The 14,877-nt window shown below is 45.4% G+C and carries 15 protein-coding genes; 6 read left to right on the top strand and 9 right to left on the bottom strand.

What is annotated here, in order from left to right; genetic code table 11:
* Positions 1-306: 306 nt before the first annotated feature.
* The 3 genes from asnS to radA form a co-directional block, all read right to left on the bottom strand.
* Entirely contained in the window at positions 307-1,740 is a 1,434-nt protein-coding gene (asnS, locus tag SFV55_RS00400) for an asparagine--tRNA ligase (RefSeq protein ID WP_320027459.1), read from the bottom strand.
* A gap of 48 nt (positions 1,741-1,788) precedes the next feature.
* The gene (locus SFV55_RS00395; protein WP_320027458.1) at positions 1,789-2,181 is read right to left on the bottom strand and encodes a thiol-disulfide oxidoreductase DCC family protein; all 393 of its coding nucleotides are present in this window, start codon (positions 2,179-2,181) and stop codon (positions 1,789-1,791) included.
* Positions 2,182-2,248: 67 nt separating this feature from the next.
* Positions 2,249-3,628 (bottom strand): DNA repair protein RadA, encoded by a 1,380-nt coding sequence (radA, locus tag SFV55_RS00390; RefSeq protein WP_320027457.1) that lies wholly within the window; start codon positions 3,626-3,628, stop codon positions 2,249-2,251.
* A 396-nt stretch (positions 3,629-4,024) separates the two neighbouring features.
* Here radA and SFV55_RS00385 point away from each other — a divergent pair, with 396 nt between their 5' ends.
* The gene (locus tag SFV55_RS00385) at positions 4,025-5,080 is read left to right on the top strand and encodes an alpha/beta hydrolase (protein ID WP_320027456.1); all 1,056 of its coding nucleotides are present in this window, start codon (positions 4,025-4,027) and stop codon (positions 5,078-5,080) included.
* Positions 5,081-5,171: 91 nt separating this feature from the next.
* On the opposite strand, the gene SFV55_RS00380 is transcribed toward SFV55_RS00385, so the two are convergent.
* Positions 5,172-5,912, bottom strand: a complete 741-nt coding sequence (locus SFV55_RS00380; protein WP_320027455.1) for a DUF4197 domain-containing protein — start codon at positions 5,910-5,912, stop codon at positions 5,172-5,174.
* Between the two features lie 167 nt (positions 5,913-6,079).
* Between SFV55_RS00380 and SFV55_RS00375 the strand changes: the two genes are divergently transcribed.
* Both SFV55_RS00375 and SFV55_RS00370 read left to right on the top strand, forming a co-directional pair.
* Positions 6,080-6,703 carry a TetR/AcrR family transcriptional regulator gene (locus SFV55_RS00375; RefSeq protein ID WP_320027454.1) on the top strand — a complete coding sequence of 208 codons (624 nt, stop codon included), beginning with the start codon at positions 6,080-6,082 and terminating at the stop codon, positions 6,701-6,703.
* Between the two features lie 55 nt (positions 6,704-6,758).
* Positions 6,759-7,658, top strand: a complete 900-nt coding sequence (locus SFV55_RS00370) for an alpha/beta fold hydrolase (RefSeq protein WP_320027453.1) — start codon at positions 6,759-6,761, stop codon at positions 7,656-7,658.
* Between the two features lie 83 nt (positions 7,659-7,741).
* Here SFV55_RS00370 and SFV55_RS00365 read toward each other — a convergent pair whose 3' ends face one another.
* Together SFV55_RS00365 and galE are read right to left on the bottom strand one after the other, a co-directional pair.
* A complete protein-coding gene (locus SFV55_RS00365; protein WP_320027452.1) occupies positions 7,742-9,091 on the bottom strand; it encodes a vanadium-dependent haloperoxidase in 1,350 nt (449 codons plus the stop codon).
* A gap of 140 nt (positions 9,092-9,231) precedes the next feature.
* Positions 9,232-10,242 (bottom strand): UDP-glucose 4-epimerase GalE, encoded by a 1,011-nt coding sequence (gene galE, locus SFV55_RS00360; RefSeq protein ID WP_320027451.1) that lies wholly within the window; start codon positions 10,240-10,242, stop codon positions 9,232-9,234.
* A 35-nt stretch (positions 10,243-10,277) separates the two neighbouring features.
* Here galE and cysQ point away from each other — a divergent pair, with 35 nt between their 5' ends.
* From cysQ to SFV55_RS00345, 3 genes are all read left to right on the top strand, one after another.
* On the top strand, positions 10,278-11,060 hold the full coding sequence (gene cysQ / locus SFV55_RS00355; protein WP_320027450.1) for a 3'(2'),5'-bisphosphate nucleotidase CysQ: 783 nt from the start codon (positions 10,278-10,280) through the stop codon (positions 11,058-11,060).
* A 32-nt stretch (positions 11,061-11,092) separates the two neighbouring features.
* Positions 11,093-11,683: a Crp/Fnr family transcriptional regulator gene (locus tag SFV55_RS00350; protein ID WP_320027449.1), complete on the top strand. Its 591-nt coding sequence runs from the start codon at positions 11,093-11,095 to the stop codon at positions 11,681-11,683.
* A gap of 70 nt (positions 11,684-11,753) precedes the next feature.
* Complete coding sequence (locus SFV55_RS00345; RefSeq protein ID WP_320027448.1) at positions 11,754-12,377, top strand: hypothetical protein; 624 nt, start codon at positions 11,754-11,756, stop codon at positions 12,375-12,377.
* 55 nt (positions 12,378-12,432) lie between these two features.
* Here SFV55_RS00345 and ybeY read toward each other — a convergent pair whose 3' ends face one another.
* The 3 genes from ybeY to SFV55_RS00330 all read right to left on the bottom strand — a co-directional run bounded on the left by ybeY (position 12,433) and on the right by SFV55_RS00330 (position 14,821).
* Positions 12,433-12,903, bottom strand: a complete 471-nt coding sequence (ybeY, locus tag SFV55_RS00340) for an rRNA maturation RNase YbeY (RefSeq protein WP_320027447.1) — start codon at positions 12,901-12,903, stop codon at positions 12,433-12,435.
* Positions 12,904-12,920: 17 nt separating this feature from the next.
* Positions 12,921-13,325, bottom strand: coding sequence for an ATP-binding protein (locus SFV55_RS00335; protein WP_320027446.1), 405 nt, complete (start codon positions 13,323-13,325; stop codon positions 12,921-12,923).
* 335 nt (positions 13,326-13,660) lie between these two features.
* Positions 13,661-14,821, bottom strand: coding sequence for a PLP-dependent aspartate aminotransferase family protein (locus tag SFV55_RS00330; RefSeq protein ID WP_320027445.1), 1,161 nt, complete (start codon positions 14,819-14,821; stop codon positions 13,661-13,663).
* Positions 14,822-14,877 lie beyond the last annotated feature (56 nt).

Genomic DNA, 14,877 nt, shown 5'->3' with positions numbered 1-14,877 from the left:
TCCATAATCAAGCTGTTAAAGGCAACAAAACTTGACATTAGTTCGTTCTAATAAAGATTTTTAGGTCGTCTTATTTTTTCATGAGATTATGATTTGTTATTAGCGTGAGGCCGTGCATCAGAGTACGGCTTTTTTTTTGCCTTCAACTCAACGAAAAGCGTTGAATTGTCATAACAAAGTCATAATGGTGCAAGTATAGGGACAATATTTCAAACTTGGAGAAAAATTATATGGATTTTTAAAAAATACTATAAATAGGGTATGTCTGGGTGACCTTTCGACCACCCTTTCCAATTGACCTTTTTCTTAAAATTCTGCATTTCCCGGCGTCCGTGGAAAAGGAATCACATCCCGAATATTGGACATACCAGTAATGAACTGCACCATCCGTTCAAATCCCAGGCCAAATCCAGCATGCGGCGCACCACCAAATTGGCGCAATTGGAGGTACCACCACAATTCTTCTTCTGGAATACCCACAGCTTTTACCCGCTCCAACAAGAGATCGTGGCGATCTTCCCGTTGTGAACCACCAATCACTTCACCGATACCCGGGAACAGAACGTCCATGGCGGCAACGGTTTTGTCATCGTCGTTCAGGCGCATGTAAAAAGCCTTGATTTCTTTGGGGTAATTGCGTACGATGACTGGTTTTTTGAATTCTTTTTCAACCAAGTAGCGCTCATGCTCTGATTGCAAATCGATCCCCCATTCTACCGGGAATTCAAATTTTTTCTCCTTATACGGTTTGGATTTCATCAAAATCTCCACCGCTTCGGTATAGGTAATGCGTTCGAAGGCATTGTCGACTACAAAACGCAATTGTTCGATCAAGCCCATGGCCCGGCGCTTGTCTTTTGGTAAGGCATTTTGCTCCTCGGCCAACCGTTTGTCCAACAGCTCCAGGTCCGCCAGGTGGTTTTCAAGACAATAATTGATCAGGTACTTGGTGAATTCCTCCGCCAGGTCCATGTTGTCGTAAATGTCATTAAAGGCAACTTCTGGTTCAATCATCCAGAATTCAGCCAGGTGACGGGGGGTATTGGAGTTTTCAGCCCGGAAGGTTGGTCCGAAAGTGTAAATTTTCCCCAATGCGAGGGCTGCAATTTCTCCCTGCAATTGGCCGGAAACGGTAAGGTTGGTCGCTTTTCCGAAAAAATCCTGGCCAAAGTCTACGCTGCCCTCTTCCGTAAGTGGAGGATTGTTAACGTCCAGGGTGGTGACGTGGAACATCTCGCCAGCACCTTCCGCATCACTACCCGTAATAATGGGGGTGTGCATATAGTAAAAACCACGGTCGTTGTAAAATTTGTGCACCGCAAAAGCTACGGCATGGCGCAAACGAAATACCGAACTGAAGGTATTGGTACGCATGCGGAAATGCGCATTGGTGCGTAAAAATTCCATGGTTTGGACCTTGGGTTGCATCATGTATCCATCTTCGGGATTACACTCGCCCAAAATTTCTACGTTTTCAGCCAATACTTCCACTGCCTGGCCCGCTCCTTGTGAAGCTACCAGCTGGCCGGTTATACTCAAACAAGCGTGGAATTTGATCTTTTTCAGGATGGATTCATCCATTTTTTCCGCATCCAACACAATTTGCAAAGTATGCGGGGTACTTCCATCATTGAGCGCAATGAAGCGGTTGCCACGAAAAGCCCGCACCCAACCCATCACAGTAACTGATTCATTGAGTACAGGTTGAGCCAATACTTTAGCAATTTCGGTCCTTCTCATTTGTCTGTTTTTAAACGGGGGCGAAAATAGGGAGAAAAATTGAAGAGTTTATAAAAAGCGTTGCCGTAATTCCGGAGTTGGAATCATACAGCTTTCCCGTTGGCCAAACCAGCGGTAGCGGTTACGAGCTACCCAATTATAAAGCCGGTTGCGCAAAAAGCGGGGAACCAGTTTAAATACCAGGAATATACTCCAAAGGCCACCCAACTGTCGGCAGATTTCCAGTGGCACATCTGAATGGGTGAAAATTTTTCCATTGTCGTATAAAATCACCGTACTGATTTCATTGACAGGCAATTGAGCTTTGGTCATTACCTCTTGTCCAAATTCAGATTGCAGTGCCGCAAACTGGAATTTACCTGTCGGGTCAATCTTGATGAGGGTTTGTACAAACCCGTTGCAAAGGTTACAGACTCCGTCGAAGAGAACTACTGGTTTCATATGAGTTGAGAAGTTTAGAAGTTGAGGAGTTGAGCATCGGAAGTCTCTCAACTCCTCAACCTCTAAACTAAACAAATAAGGCTTGATACAGTTCCTCGACCTTGCTGATTGGGCGCAATTTTATCCCAAACCGTTTTTGGTCCAGGCCCTTTAAATTGTACTTGGAAAAATAAATTTCTTTAAAACCCAAGCGCTCTGCCTCCTGAATGCGCTGCTCGATGCGGTTGACGGCGCGGATTTCCCCGGATAGCCCTACTTCGGCAGCAAAACAAATGTTGCTGGGCACGGCCACATCTTCCAGGGAGGAGATCAATGCACTGACAATGGCCAGGTCAATCGCTGGGTCATCTACCCGAATCCCTCCGGCTATATTGAGGAATACGTCGTTCATCCCAAAGGGCATGCCCCCTCTTTTTTCCAATACAGCGAGAAGCATACTCAAACGCCTCAAGTCAAAACCCGTAGCCGAACGTTGGGGCGTTCCATACACAGCTTTACTGACAAGTGCCTGTGTTTCGATTAACATGGGGCGCATGCCTTCCATCGTGGCAGCTACTGCGCTACCACTTAGGTCTTCCTCTTTTTGGGAAAGCAGCAATTCTGAGGGGTTCGATACTTCGCGTAGGCCATTGGCTTGCATTTCATAAATGCCCATCTCATCGGTAGACCCAAAGCGGTTTTTGACGGTGCGCAAAATGCGGTAAGTATAGTGCTGGTCGCCTTCAAATTGCAGCACCGCATCCACAATATGTTCCAGCAGCTTGGGCCCCGCAATGGATCCATCTTTGGTGATGTGGCCAATGATGAATACCGGAACATGGCTGGTTTTGGCAAAACGTTGCAAATCTCCGGCACATTCGCGCACCTGCGAGATGCTTCCAGGAGTAGATTCTATGTACGGAGATTGTAGCGTTTGAATTGAATCAATGATGACCAGGTCGGGTTCCAATTCACTGGCAAAGGCAATGATTTTGCTTACATTGGTTTCGGTCAGGATGTAGCAATGATCCTGGGAGTGGGGAAGTCGATCCGCCCGCATCTTGATTTGCTCTTCACTTTCCTCTCCGGAAACGTACAAGACTTTATGTTTCAACTGCAAAGTGACCTGCAATAGGAGGGTGGATTTGCCAATACCGGGTTGTCCTCCGATCAGAATCAAAGAGCCGGGTACAATGCCGCCACCTAAAACCCGGTTCAACTCATTATCGGGTGTAACCAGGCGCATCACATTGCTGGCACTGATGTTGGGCAGGGCAATGGGCTTAGGGCCGTCCAGAGGGCCTGTTTTGGGTTTCCAGGCATTCTTTGCGGTTTCCTGCGGGGTCTCTTTAAAAATGATTTCTTCCTGGTAGGTATTCCATTCACCACAGGCTGGGCATTTCCCAACCCATTTGGGGGAAGTAGCGCCACATTCTGAACAGGCAAATATTTTTTTTACTTTAGCCACGTTGTTGGTTTGTGATCAAAATTAAAACATAAAATTGAGAAAAGGGCTAAAAAAGTGGCTCAAAAAAAAATGCTTCGGACTCCATATATTTTTCTTAAGGTTTTATCGTTTTTGTAAAACACAAGTAGTAAACATTTTTTACCCTGCTTTTTTTAAGTTAAAGTGTTGTTAAAAGCTGAAAAATAAGCAAATAGCTGCGTTTTTTTGCAATATTGGGTTTCGATTTCAATTCTCTTGAAAAAGAGCATTCATATGTAGATTGTTTTCATTTGGTTTTTTGGGGTTATTCAGGGCGTCCATGAAGACGCCCTGCTTTGTTTAGGGGCGATAAAAAATAAATCGTTCTTTTGTCCCTCTGCTTAAACATCTCTTAGTTCAAATCTTACGGACTTGAAAATGAAAAAACGTCGATTTCTCTGGCTTTTGCTCCCGGTGGGTTTATTGATCGGACTCATCTATTATTCGGGATTGCCCGGGCAACAAACTTTTTTGCACCAGAAACCTGTGCAACTTTCCAGCCTGGATCAACAAATCAATCAAGGTTATCGGATTGAAACGATTGCCCTTCCTGACGATTACGAAGGGAAGGTCCTTGCTACCCTTTTGTCGAAACCCGCTCCGCATCCCAGCGACAGTGCAGTCATTTACCTGCACGGTTGGGCAGATTATTTTTTCCACGACCACTTAGCGAAATGGTTTAATGAGCGTGGCTTCGACTTTTATGCCCTGGAATTGCGCAAATATGGCCGCTCTTTGCTTCCCCATCAAAAGCCCAATTATTGCCGGGATTTGCAAGAATACTTCCCCGAATTGGACAGCGCCATTCAACGCATTACCCAACGGGATGGACATCAGCACTTGCTTCTCTTTGGGCATTCCACGGGTGGACTTACGGGTGCACTGTACGCAGCCCAGGGCAATCAGCGCAAAGCCATTGATCAAATTGTGCTGAACAGCCCTTTTTTAGGCTTTAAAGCCGATGCTTTGAGTATGAATGTGTTGCGTTTTTATGGTTTTCTGGGGCGGTTCAATTACAATGCAGTTTTACCTCGTGAAGGTAGTCCCTTGTATACCCAAACCATTCATAGTAGTGAAAAAGGCGAGTGGGATTTCAATTTCGCCTGGCGGCCACGCACTGGCTTCCCCTTTTATCAATCCTGGACCAACGCCATTATCAATGGCCATCGTAAAGTTGATCAAGGCTTGAATATTGAATGTCCTGTATTGGTGCTTACTTCCCAGGAAAGTTATTCGGGCGGTGAGCTTGGACCCAAAGCGATGCGCTCAGATGTTGTACTCGATGCCCCCACCATCCGAACCAAGGCCAAGAAACTGGGCAAAGAGGTAAACAATAAATCCATTCCCGGCGGGCTACACGATATCTTTTTATCTCCTTTACCTGTCCGGGAAAAAGCTTTTTCGGCCATTGAACAATGGATGAAGAAGCAATAGCAATGACGAATTATTCGAGTGACGAATGACGAATAAGGAACTACTGGTAAAATTCGCCATTCGCCATTCGCCATTCGAAAAATTCGTCATTCTATTTTTTGTCTTGCTTGGCAAATACCTTCTTCAACAGGTCACTGCTGCGGGAATCTACATTTTCCCGAATTTCCAATTCCTTTTTGGCTACCAATTGGAACATACCCAACAGCGCTTTCTCAGTGACGTATTTGTCCAACTCCGGATTCATCTTTTTCACCAGTGGGATTTTGTTGTAGGCGGTAACTGCACTTGCCCAATACTCCCGAGCGTTGAACTTATCCAGTGAAGTTTGGATCACGGGCAAAAAGGCTTCGGTGAGCGGGGTAGTGGTGGTGGTTTGCAGGTACTGGGTAGCTGCATTTTTTTCACCCATCAGGATGTTCATGGCATCCTTAAAGGTCATTTGTTTGATGGCGTTGACAAAGATCGGCTTGGCCTGAGCTGCCGCATCTTCCGCCGCCCGGTTCATTTTTTCCAATAAATCCTCCTCAAACTTGGCAAACCCGGGAATGACTTTCAATTTGGCCGCCATGGTTTTGGCTTCCTCGGGCATGAGGATTTTATAAGGGCTGGTATAATAACCATCTTTGGCAGAAAGGAAACTTACTGCCTGGTCGATGCCCACATTTAAGGCTTCTTTGAGCCCTGCTCCAGCTTCGTCAGCACTCAATTCACCACCTTTGCCGAGTACGGCATTTTTGGCTTTGTTGACCAAGCCGCCCAATTGGGCTTCGGCAGGATTGTGCAAAACACCCCAGGCTAGGAGGGGCAACAGTACTAGGTAACGTCCGCTCATGATAAATTTTTTTTGTTACAAGAACGCTATTTTGACGTAAGCGGTACATCAAAGTAGCAAGTCAGAATGGGGTTTAACGTTTCTTTAATCCTTGTTTTGTCAAAAACTTGTCCAAAAACTCGCTTTTTTAACGATTGTTCAATAAATTGAGCCAGTAAATTCAACTCATGCCTACCATCAAAACCAGTAAGGAGGAAATACTACAAAAATCATTGCTCCTGATTTGGGAGAAAGGCTACCACTATACCAGCATTGGAGACCTAGCCACCACTTTGGGCATGGCCAAATCGCATTTTTATTACTATTTCAAAGACAAGGAGGACCTGATGAAGGAAATCCTGAGTTACATGTTGGAGCAATTTACCCAAATGCTCAAGCGGATTGTTGAAAACCCTGAACTGGATACGGCTGGTAAACTGCAAAAACTGGCCAGTAAAATGGCCCGCTTTTATGACTTTAATGGTTACTCCAATGGGTGTTTGATGGCCAATACTGCGCTGGAATGCTACACTCAAAAGGCCAAAATGCCATCGGAAAAAGAGGGCTTAATGGCCAATGCTGAACTTGAATCCGTGGGAAAAGAGTATTCCTTTTTACCCATTGTGCGCCAATTTTTCAGCACTTTCATCGAGTATTTAACCCGGATTTATGGCGAAAGATACCCAACTGAGGAAGCTTCAAAAATGGCTATTCAGGCTGTGCAGGAATTCGAAGGTGCGCTGCTGCTTACCCGCTTGTTTGGGGAAGAAAACTATCTGAAACAAGCTTTGGAACGAATCGCCAATCGGTGATTTTTTTTGCTCTATAATTTTAACGAACGATCAATAAAATAAAACACCTATAACCATGTCCGCAAACATCCCGACCCGAAGCCCTCTGGCACAAACCGAAAAAATCAGCATCACCTGCACAGATGGGGTTTTCCTTTCTGCCGTGCTTTGCGCTCCCGCTCAAGCACACGCAGCCATCATGCTCAGTGGAGGCACTGGATTCAAAAAAGAATTTTACCTGCCCCTGGCCAATTACCTGGCTGAACAGGGCCTGGCTACCATCGTATACGATTATCGAGGAACTGGCGAATCAAAACCAGCCGATATGCGGCAATGCAGCTTTTCTTTTTTGGACTATGGCCAGAAGGACATGCCTGCGGTACTGGACTTTCTGGATGCCCGGTATCCAAATTTGCCTAAGTTGATTTTAGGCCATAGTGCTGGTGGACAACAAGTAGGATTTATGCCCAATGTACACAAGGTAAAAGGTTTGGTGGCCATAGCTACTTCGGTAGGGTATTTGCCCTACATGCCTTTGGGCTATCGGCTCAAGAGTTATTATTTTTTTTATTTGTTTAGCCCTTTGAGTATTTTATTGAAGGGCTATGTAGCGGCAAAGAGGTTCAAAATCATGGAGGATTTACCGCGCAAAGTGGTCACGCAGTGGCGAGCCTGGTGCAGCAAGCCCAATTATTTTTTTGACTCAAAGTTTTATGGAAAAAGTGTTCCAATCGGCGCATTTGATCAATTGCCTTTTCCCATCCACGTATTTTGGGCCACGGACGATCCCATCAGCAACGCACGCTCGGTGCCTGCTTTTTGGGATCATGTCAAAAGTGTAGCTGGATTGAGTTTTCAGGTATTGCGGCCTGAAGATTGGAATACGCCCAAAATTGACCACTACGGAGTGTTTCGGGCTCAGTTTAAGGATTCCTTGTGGCGGGAAGTATTGGGTGCGATGCAGCGTATGCTGTAGAAAATATGCTGAAAACCTGCTGTGTGAGTAGCAGGGTGTGTGGCTGGCGCGGATTGATGCGCCAGCCTTTTATTTTATGATACTCAAAGGTCTCTGAATTTCAATTTACTGATGTTTTTTCCTACCCGAATGCCCTGCAAGATCCCCTGTTCATTGCCTGCACGGTAGTGAATTCCGCCGTACAAACGGCTTACAGCAGCCTCGTTGGCAAACTCAAAAAATGTACTGAATGTACGTGGGCTGCCGTCAATGTCGGTACGATCTTTGTGTGCCCGATCGGTAAAAGCATAATTGTAGCCAAATAAATCCGACAATATTTGCGCCGTTGCCCCCGATTGAGTGGAATGCCCCGAGGTATACTCAGGAAATGGCGGCGTGGTCAAATGGGTGTTCCAGGAGGCATCAATTTGATCTTTGATGTAAGAGATTGGCCGCAGTAAGTTGTAGGTGTACTTAGCATTCCAGCACGACACGAAGGCATCGTGTACCCCCATACCAACGCGGGCAAAAGCTTCAGCGGCAACTGCCAGGCTAGCTTCTTCTTTGGCCAATATTTGCTTAGTAATATCGATGGAGTGCCCAGGAGGCGTAAATGTTTTTCCTGGATCATCACTCCAATATTCAGCGATGGTTTTTTGTTCTGCGGTCAGATTTTTAACAGTCGAGTACACTTCCAAAGCCTGCTGATAAAAAGGTGAAGTTTTGTCGGTAGAATAGGTAGGCGGCGCAGGCACCATGGAAACATCGGAATTGTTGGGGTAAAAAGTCCGCACTTTGCCCCAAAAAGGCTGGAGTGGTATTTTTTGGAAAGCAGGAGCGGTTGGTACCCACAAACTTGTCCCGGTAGGAACGGTGTAAGTAGTCGGAAAGTTGGTTTGATAGCAGAACTGTTGGCCATCACTATTGGCATAATTGGCGATTGCATCAGCTACGGCCTTACCAAATTCAGTGGATCTTTTGTGGATGTCATCGTGGATTTTATTCCGGAAGCGTTCATTGTACTTTTGTTCCAAACTGGCAATCAAAAACTTATTTTGCTCCGTGGCTGGGGCATAACATGCTTTTACAATTTGGGCCAATGCCGCATTGCCTACTAAAACCCAGTGGTACTCCAGGTTGGGATCAATTTGAGGTAAATTTGAGGCCTCCAAGCCGGAAATTTGCCCAGCCATACTCAGCCCCTTAGGGATTCCAGGACGAACCGACTCAAATAAAGCTAAACCAACATACCCAAACATCCGGGCGGCTACAGGAGGAGTATAACCCGCGGTTTCTTTGGTGAGTTGCAGTGTCAGCCCCATCCAATCCTGGACGAGCTCCGAGTCGTATTCATCTGCAGTAGGAAGAAAGGTAACTTCCTGATTATCAGGATCACAAGCCGTGATCAAACCTAGCATAAACAGTGCCAAGCACAAGCGTAGTAAGTGCTTCATGGGTATATAATTTGAATTGTAGGAAAATCAAGATGTACACCGCTTAGGTGCATTGGAGGTAGGTAGGAAAGTGGCTCTCAGGAGAATGGTTCAAAATTATTACAATGTATTGAATTTTTTAGAAAAAAATAAATCAGTTATTAACGTTTTTGTTCCCATTCCCAGGCGGTACGCATGATGTCACTTATGCCTCGTTTGGCCAGCCAGCCCAGGCGCGCGGTAGCCCGGTTGTTGTTGGCATAAATCGCTATCACATCGCCAGCCCGGCGAGGGCCGATGACGTAATTGAGTTTTTGACTTGCTACCTCCTCAAAGGCTTTGATGGCTTCAAGTACGGTTACCCCTTCACCAATGCCCAGGTTGAAAGTTTCGCAGTTGCTCTCCTGCCGATTGGCCAAGAGGTATTGAATGGCTTTGGTGTGGGCATTGGCCAGGTCCATCACATGGATATAGTCGCGTACACAACTGCCATCTCGGGTAGGGTAGTCAGCCCCGAATACGGTCATACTGGCGCGTTTGCCGGCGGCAGTTTCGGTGATTACGGGAACCAGATTAGTGGCTGCGGTAGCTGCTTCGCCGATTAAAGTGCTTTCGTGGGCGCCCGCCGGGTTGAAGTAGCGCAGGATGACAGCATTGGTATTTTTTTCCTGAAAACAGAAATCTTGTAAAATGTGCTCGCCCATTTGTTTGGTGCGTGCATAGGGAGACTCGGCGTTTTGAAAGGGAGTGCTTTCGGTTACAGGCAGTTCAGTAGCATTGCCATAAACGGAACAAGAGGAAGAAAAAATGATGTTTTTTACCCCAAATTCCAGCATACATTCCAGGATATTGAGCAAACTATCGAGGTTGTTGCGGAAATAGCGCAGTGGTTGTTCCACACTTTCTCCTACGTATTTGAGCGCAGCAAAGTGGATGATGCCTGCAATATCAGGATGAGCCTGAAATACGGCCCTGGTCGCTGCTTTATCACAGAGGTCAATGTGGTAATTTTGGACCGTTTTTCCGGTAATCGCCTTCACTCCATCGAGAATGTTTTCCGATGCATTGATCAGGTTATCAATGGAAACCACCTCAAAACCATTGTCGATCAAATCAACCAGGGTATGACTGCCGATGTAGCCGCAGCCACCTGTAACGAGAATCTTGCTCATTTGTATTAGTTTTGCGGCTCGAAAATACCCATTCAATGCTGAACAAACAACTCATTGCTGAAATTACCCAAATTGCCCGTCGCGCTGGGGCCGCTATTCTGGATATTTACGCCAACGAAGCCGATTTTCAGGTTGAACATAAGGCTGACACCTCCCCCCTGACCATTGCTGATCGCACGGCCAATGCCATCATCTGTGAGGCGCTGGAAGCCCTTCCGGTAAAGTATCCAATCATTTCGGAAGAAAATAAATTGCAGCCCTACGCCGAGCGCCAGCATTTCGAAAAAGCCTGGCTGGTTGACCCATTGGATGGTACTAAGGAGTTTGTCAAACGCAATGGAGATTTTACGGTCAATATTGCCTTGATCAACAAGGGTACTATTGAATTGGGGGTAGTATACGTTCCGGTTTATGATGAGATGTATTACGCACTGAAAGGTGAAGGAGGGTTTTTTGAAAAAGAGGGCAAAGTTGAGCAATTGCAGGCATTGTCTTTTGGGTTAAAAGATGCCGGGTTAAAAGTAGTTTGTTCGCGTTCACACATGAATCCTGAAACCGAAGCATTCATCAATGCATTGGATCAGCCCGAGTTGGTTTCACGAGGTAGTTCGCTCAAGTTTTTGATGATTGCCCAAGGCCAAGCGCACGTTTACCCGCGTATGGGGCCAACCATGGAATGGGATACAGGTGCGGCACAAATTATTCTGGAAGAAGCAGGGGGGAAGGTGATTGATCAAAATACCAATGCACCTTTAAAGTACAACAAAGAGGATTTACGCAATCCATTTTTTGTAGCGTATGGCCATTTCACGGGATGACAATTGACTATCTTTGACTAAAGGAAATTGTTATGGAGAATCTGGCGATTTTTTCTGCTTATTTAAAACAAGTCCCATTTCTAACCGAGGCGGATTGCCAATTTTTTAACCGCTTTTTGGGTGAACAGGTTTACCAGAAAGGGAAATTGTTTTTAGAGCCAGGTAGAATCTGCCATCACATTGGTTTTGTTTGCAAAGGTGTATTCAGGGTTTATTACCTGGCGGACGGCAAGGAAGTCAATACTCGGTTTATCTTGGAAAACGATTTTGTGGTAGACTATGATAGTTTTTCCAATCAAAAACCGAGCAAGTACTACATTGAAGCATTGGAGCCCGCGGAGCTCATTGTGTTTACATTGCCTACCTTGATAAGTGCCTATGACCATTCCCACAACTGGGAAAGATTCGGCAGATTGATTGCGGAAAGAGCCTACCGGGAGACGATCACCCGGGTTGAATCTTTTTTATTTATGGAGGCAGAAGAACGGTATTTACAGCTGATCACCGAACACCCCAGCTATTTGGAAAGAATCCCACTCTATCATTTGGCTTCCTATTTGGGCATTGAGCGGGAAAGTTTGAGCCGCATTCGAAAAAAAATCGCTTACTCCGAACGATTGTAACATAGGTCAATTGGATTGTTTTGGCCAAGGCTGAAATTTGTGCTATTCATTCACCAATACAATCCAAACAATGAAAAAGCTTAAATTTCACCTGGCTGTTGTTTCTTTAGTCTTTTTTTGCGCCTGTTCAAGCCCAGAAAAGGCAATTGTTCCCCTCAACCCTGATCCACAGCTTGAAGACACCTACACCATCATCTGGAATGGCATCAGCAATGCTTATCGCTATACCGATGGCAACTGGAAACGTGACGAGACGTATGATTATGTTTTTAACGTCACTCAAAAACGCTACAAGCAACAGTGGAAATCCATCAAGAACTTACATCGGCTTCATCCTGCCTATGACGGACGGGCTGGAGAGCGCTCCCAAACGATGTACTTCGAAATCAACTATGCCCTTACAGGGTCAAAACTAGCAGTGAATCTTTTTTCATCCTTGGGAAAAGGTAAAGGATTTAGCGACCGGGAGTTCAGAAAACAGACCCTTGATTTTGAAGTGGAAGAGATGAGTTCATTCGCACCTTATGATCACATCAGAATTGATCAAAGCTACAAGTACGAGGAGGGATTGCTGGAGGAAACGGTGTTTTTATACAAGCTAAAAGATGGGAAGGAAATACCTTTTATGAAAAATGAAGAGAAAGCGTATTTCTACGTAAAAGGCAAATTGGACCGCGCACCTACCAGTCTCTGATCAATAGGCCAAATTCACTTGCGTGAGTCTGAGTTCAAGATTGACGCAAGTGAATTCAAATGGTTTTGAGTAGTTGAAGGGCTTCATCCTCCTTCTGAGTCATTTTAGCTTTATCCGCAGGGTCTTTATCCCCATACCCACAAAGGTGTAAAACCCCGTGAATCATTACCCGGTGCAGTTCCTGCTCGAATGAAACACCAAATTGATGGGCATTTTCGCGAATGCGATCGATGCTAATGAACACATCCCCCTCAACAACAGGGGGATCATGGTAAGGGAAAGTAATGATATCGGTAAGTGTATCGTGCTGAAGGTACTCCTGATTGAGTTTCAGCAGATAGGTATCATCACAAAAGATGTAATTGACAAAATTGAGCTCGGCCTTTTCATATGCTATAACCTTTTCAATCCATCGGCGCAACAAGGCGGGATTGGCGGGTTCGAAGTCAATTTCTTCGGCAAAAAAAGAAATTGGATCACTTGGGCCGTCTTCTTCTAAATCATCGTAGAGCTCAAAATCATCCATAAAAGTTTGGTGAAAAATTAGCGATTGTTGCCACAATTGAGGCGAAACTGCATTTCTACAGTGCGGCCATTGTCACAATAACGGATGCCATCCGAAAATTGCTGCATCATAAATACTCCACGGCCACCACATTTGCAGCGGTTTTCCGGTTGAGTAGGATCGGGTAAACTACGGTAATCAAAACCACGACCTTCGTCGGAAACCCGTACCGCAATACAATCAGCCGACTTGTGCATTTGGATTTGCACATGTTTGGAGGCATCCTGCTTGTTGCCGTGAATAATCGCGTTATTCACCGCTTCAGTAAGGCTGATCAGCATGTTTCCGTAAAGGTCTGGGTTGATTTTGTACTTGTTTACCATCTTGTCCAGGAAGGACTCAATTTTAGCGACGCTGCGCGGATCGGAAGGTAATTTCAGCATAACTTTGATTAAGGTTAGTGTTTTGAAAAAGTACCCTCGGGGGATAAACTGATTTGAAACACGTTCCTGAGTGATCAAAAAGCGAACGAAAATTAGGGGAATATTTCGTAAGATGCAACTGACATTTACTAAAGCAAGCACGTAAAATACTCATTGACAAGGAATAAAACTTTTTGTGTATTCCCTTTTATTCGAAATCATTTGCAATCAGCTCTTTATACGCATGGATTTGGGAAAGGTCACGCAGCTGACAATTAAAAAACAAAAAAATAATTGTCCAAAGCACAAATTTTTTTTTAAAACTTTGGACGCCCTGACAGAATTATCAGGTTTGCTTACATACTTTCGAAACCTCGCTCCAGGTCTTTGATCAGGTATTCAGCATCTTCCAGACCAACGTATAGGCGTAAAACCCGATGTGCAGGATTGTCCGGGTTAAATTCTTCATCCTGTAAACTAGCACAACCCGGCAGGATCAAACTTTCGTGCCCACCCCAACTGACCGCCATCATGATGTGGTGTAAACCTTCACAAAAACGCACAATCTCCTGTCGTGTATCAGCATAAAGGTAAAAACTCAAAAGACCACAGGCCCCACTCATTTGTTCCCGCGCCAACTCGTATTGTGGGAAAGTTACATCAAAAGGGAACAGCACTTTTTCGACCTGGGGATGGTGTTTCAGGAAATCTACAATTTTGGGGGTAGTAGCCGAAACCCGCTCCAGCCGGGCAGAAAGGGTGCGCAAACCCCGGATCAACAACCAGGCATTAAAAGGCTGGATGCCACTCCCGATGTTGAGGTATTCGCTGTCGAAGATTTTTTTGATCATGGCACTGCTGCCACTGAGTACACCAGCTACGGTATCGCTATGCCCGCCGATATACTTGGTAGCACTTTGCAGGGCCAGGTCAATCCCCATTTCGATGGGGCGTTGGTACAAGGGTGTACAATAGCTGTTGTCACAAATGGTGATGATGCCATGATCACGGGCCAAATCGGCGACCGCCCGCAAATCCTGCAGCGCATAAGTCCAGCTATTGGGGCTTTCGAGGTAAATGATGCGGGTATTGGGGCGAATGGCTTCGGCAAAGTTTTCCAAAAGGGTTCCATCGACATAGGTGGTATCGACATTGAAACGGGGCAAAATATTGTCAAACATCCGTTGTGCCCAGGTATAGGGGCTTTTCACCGACACAATATGATCGCCGGATTTAATGTTGGCAAAAATACCGGCGAAAATAGCGGCGGCACCGTTATTGAAAACAAGGCAATCTTCTGCCCCATCCAATGCGGCTAGTTTCTTCCTTAATATATCAACAGTGGGGTTCAGGCCACGGCTGTAGAGATAGCCTCCCATTTCATCTTCAAAGGCTTTTGAAAGATCAGCTACTTTTTTAAAAGCAAAATTGCTGGTTTGCATGATGGGCGGTGACACGGCATTGAAATACTGTTCCCGGTCTTCGCCCAGTTCATTTATTATTTGGGAAATGTCCATTATGCTTCTGTTTTATCAGCAACCTTGCGGTTGTGATTGAATATAAAATAGATCAG

Origin of the sequence: Haliscomenobacter sp., from assembly GCF_033763495.1 — a bacterium.
GTDB lineage: Bacteria > Bacteroidota > Bacteroidia > Chitinophagales > Saprospiraceae > Haliscomenobacter.
This window is presented reverse-complemented; position numbering and strand designations above follow the sequence as displayed.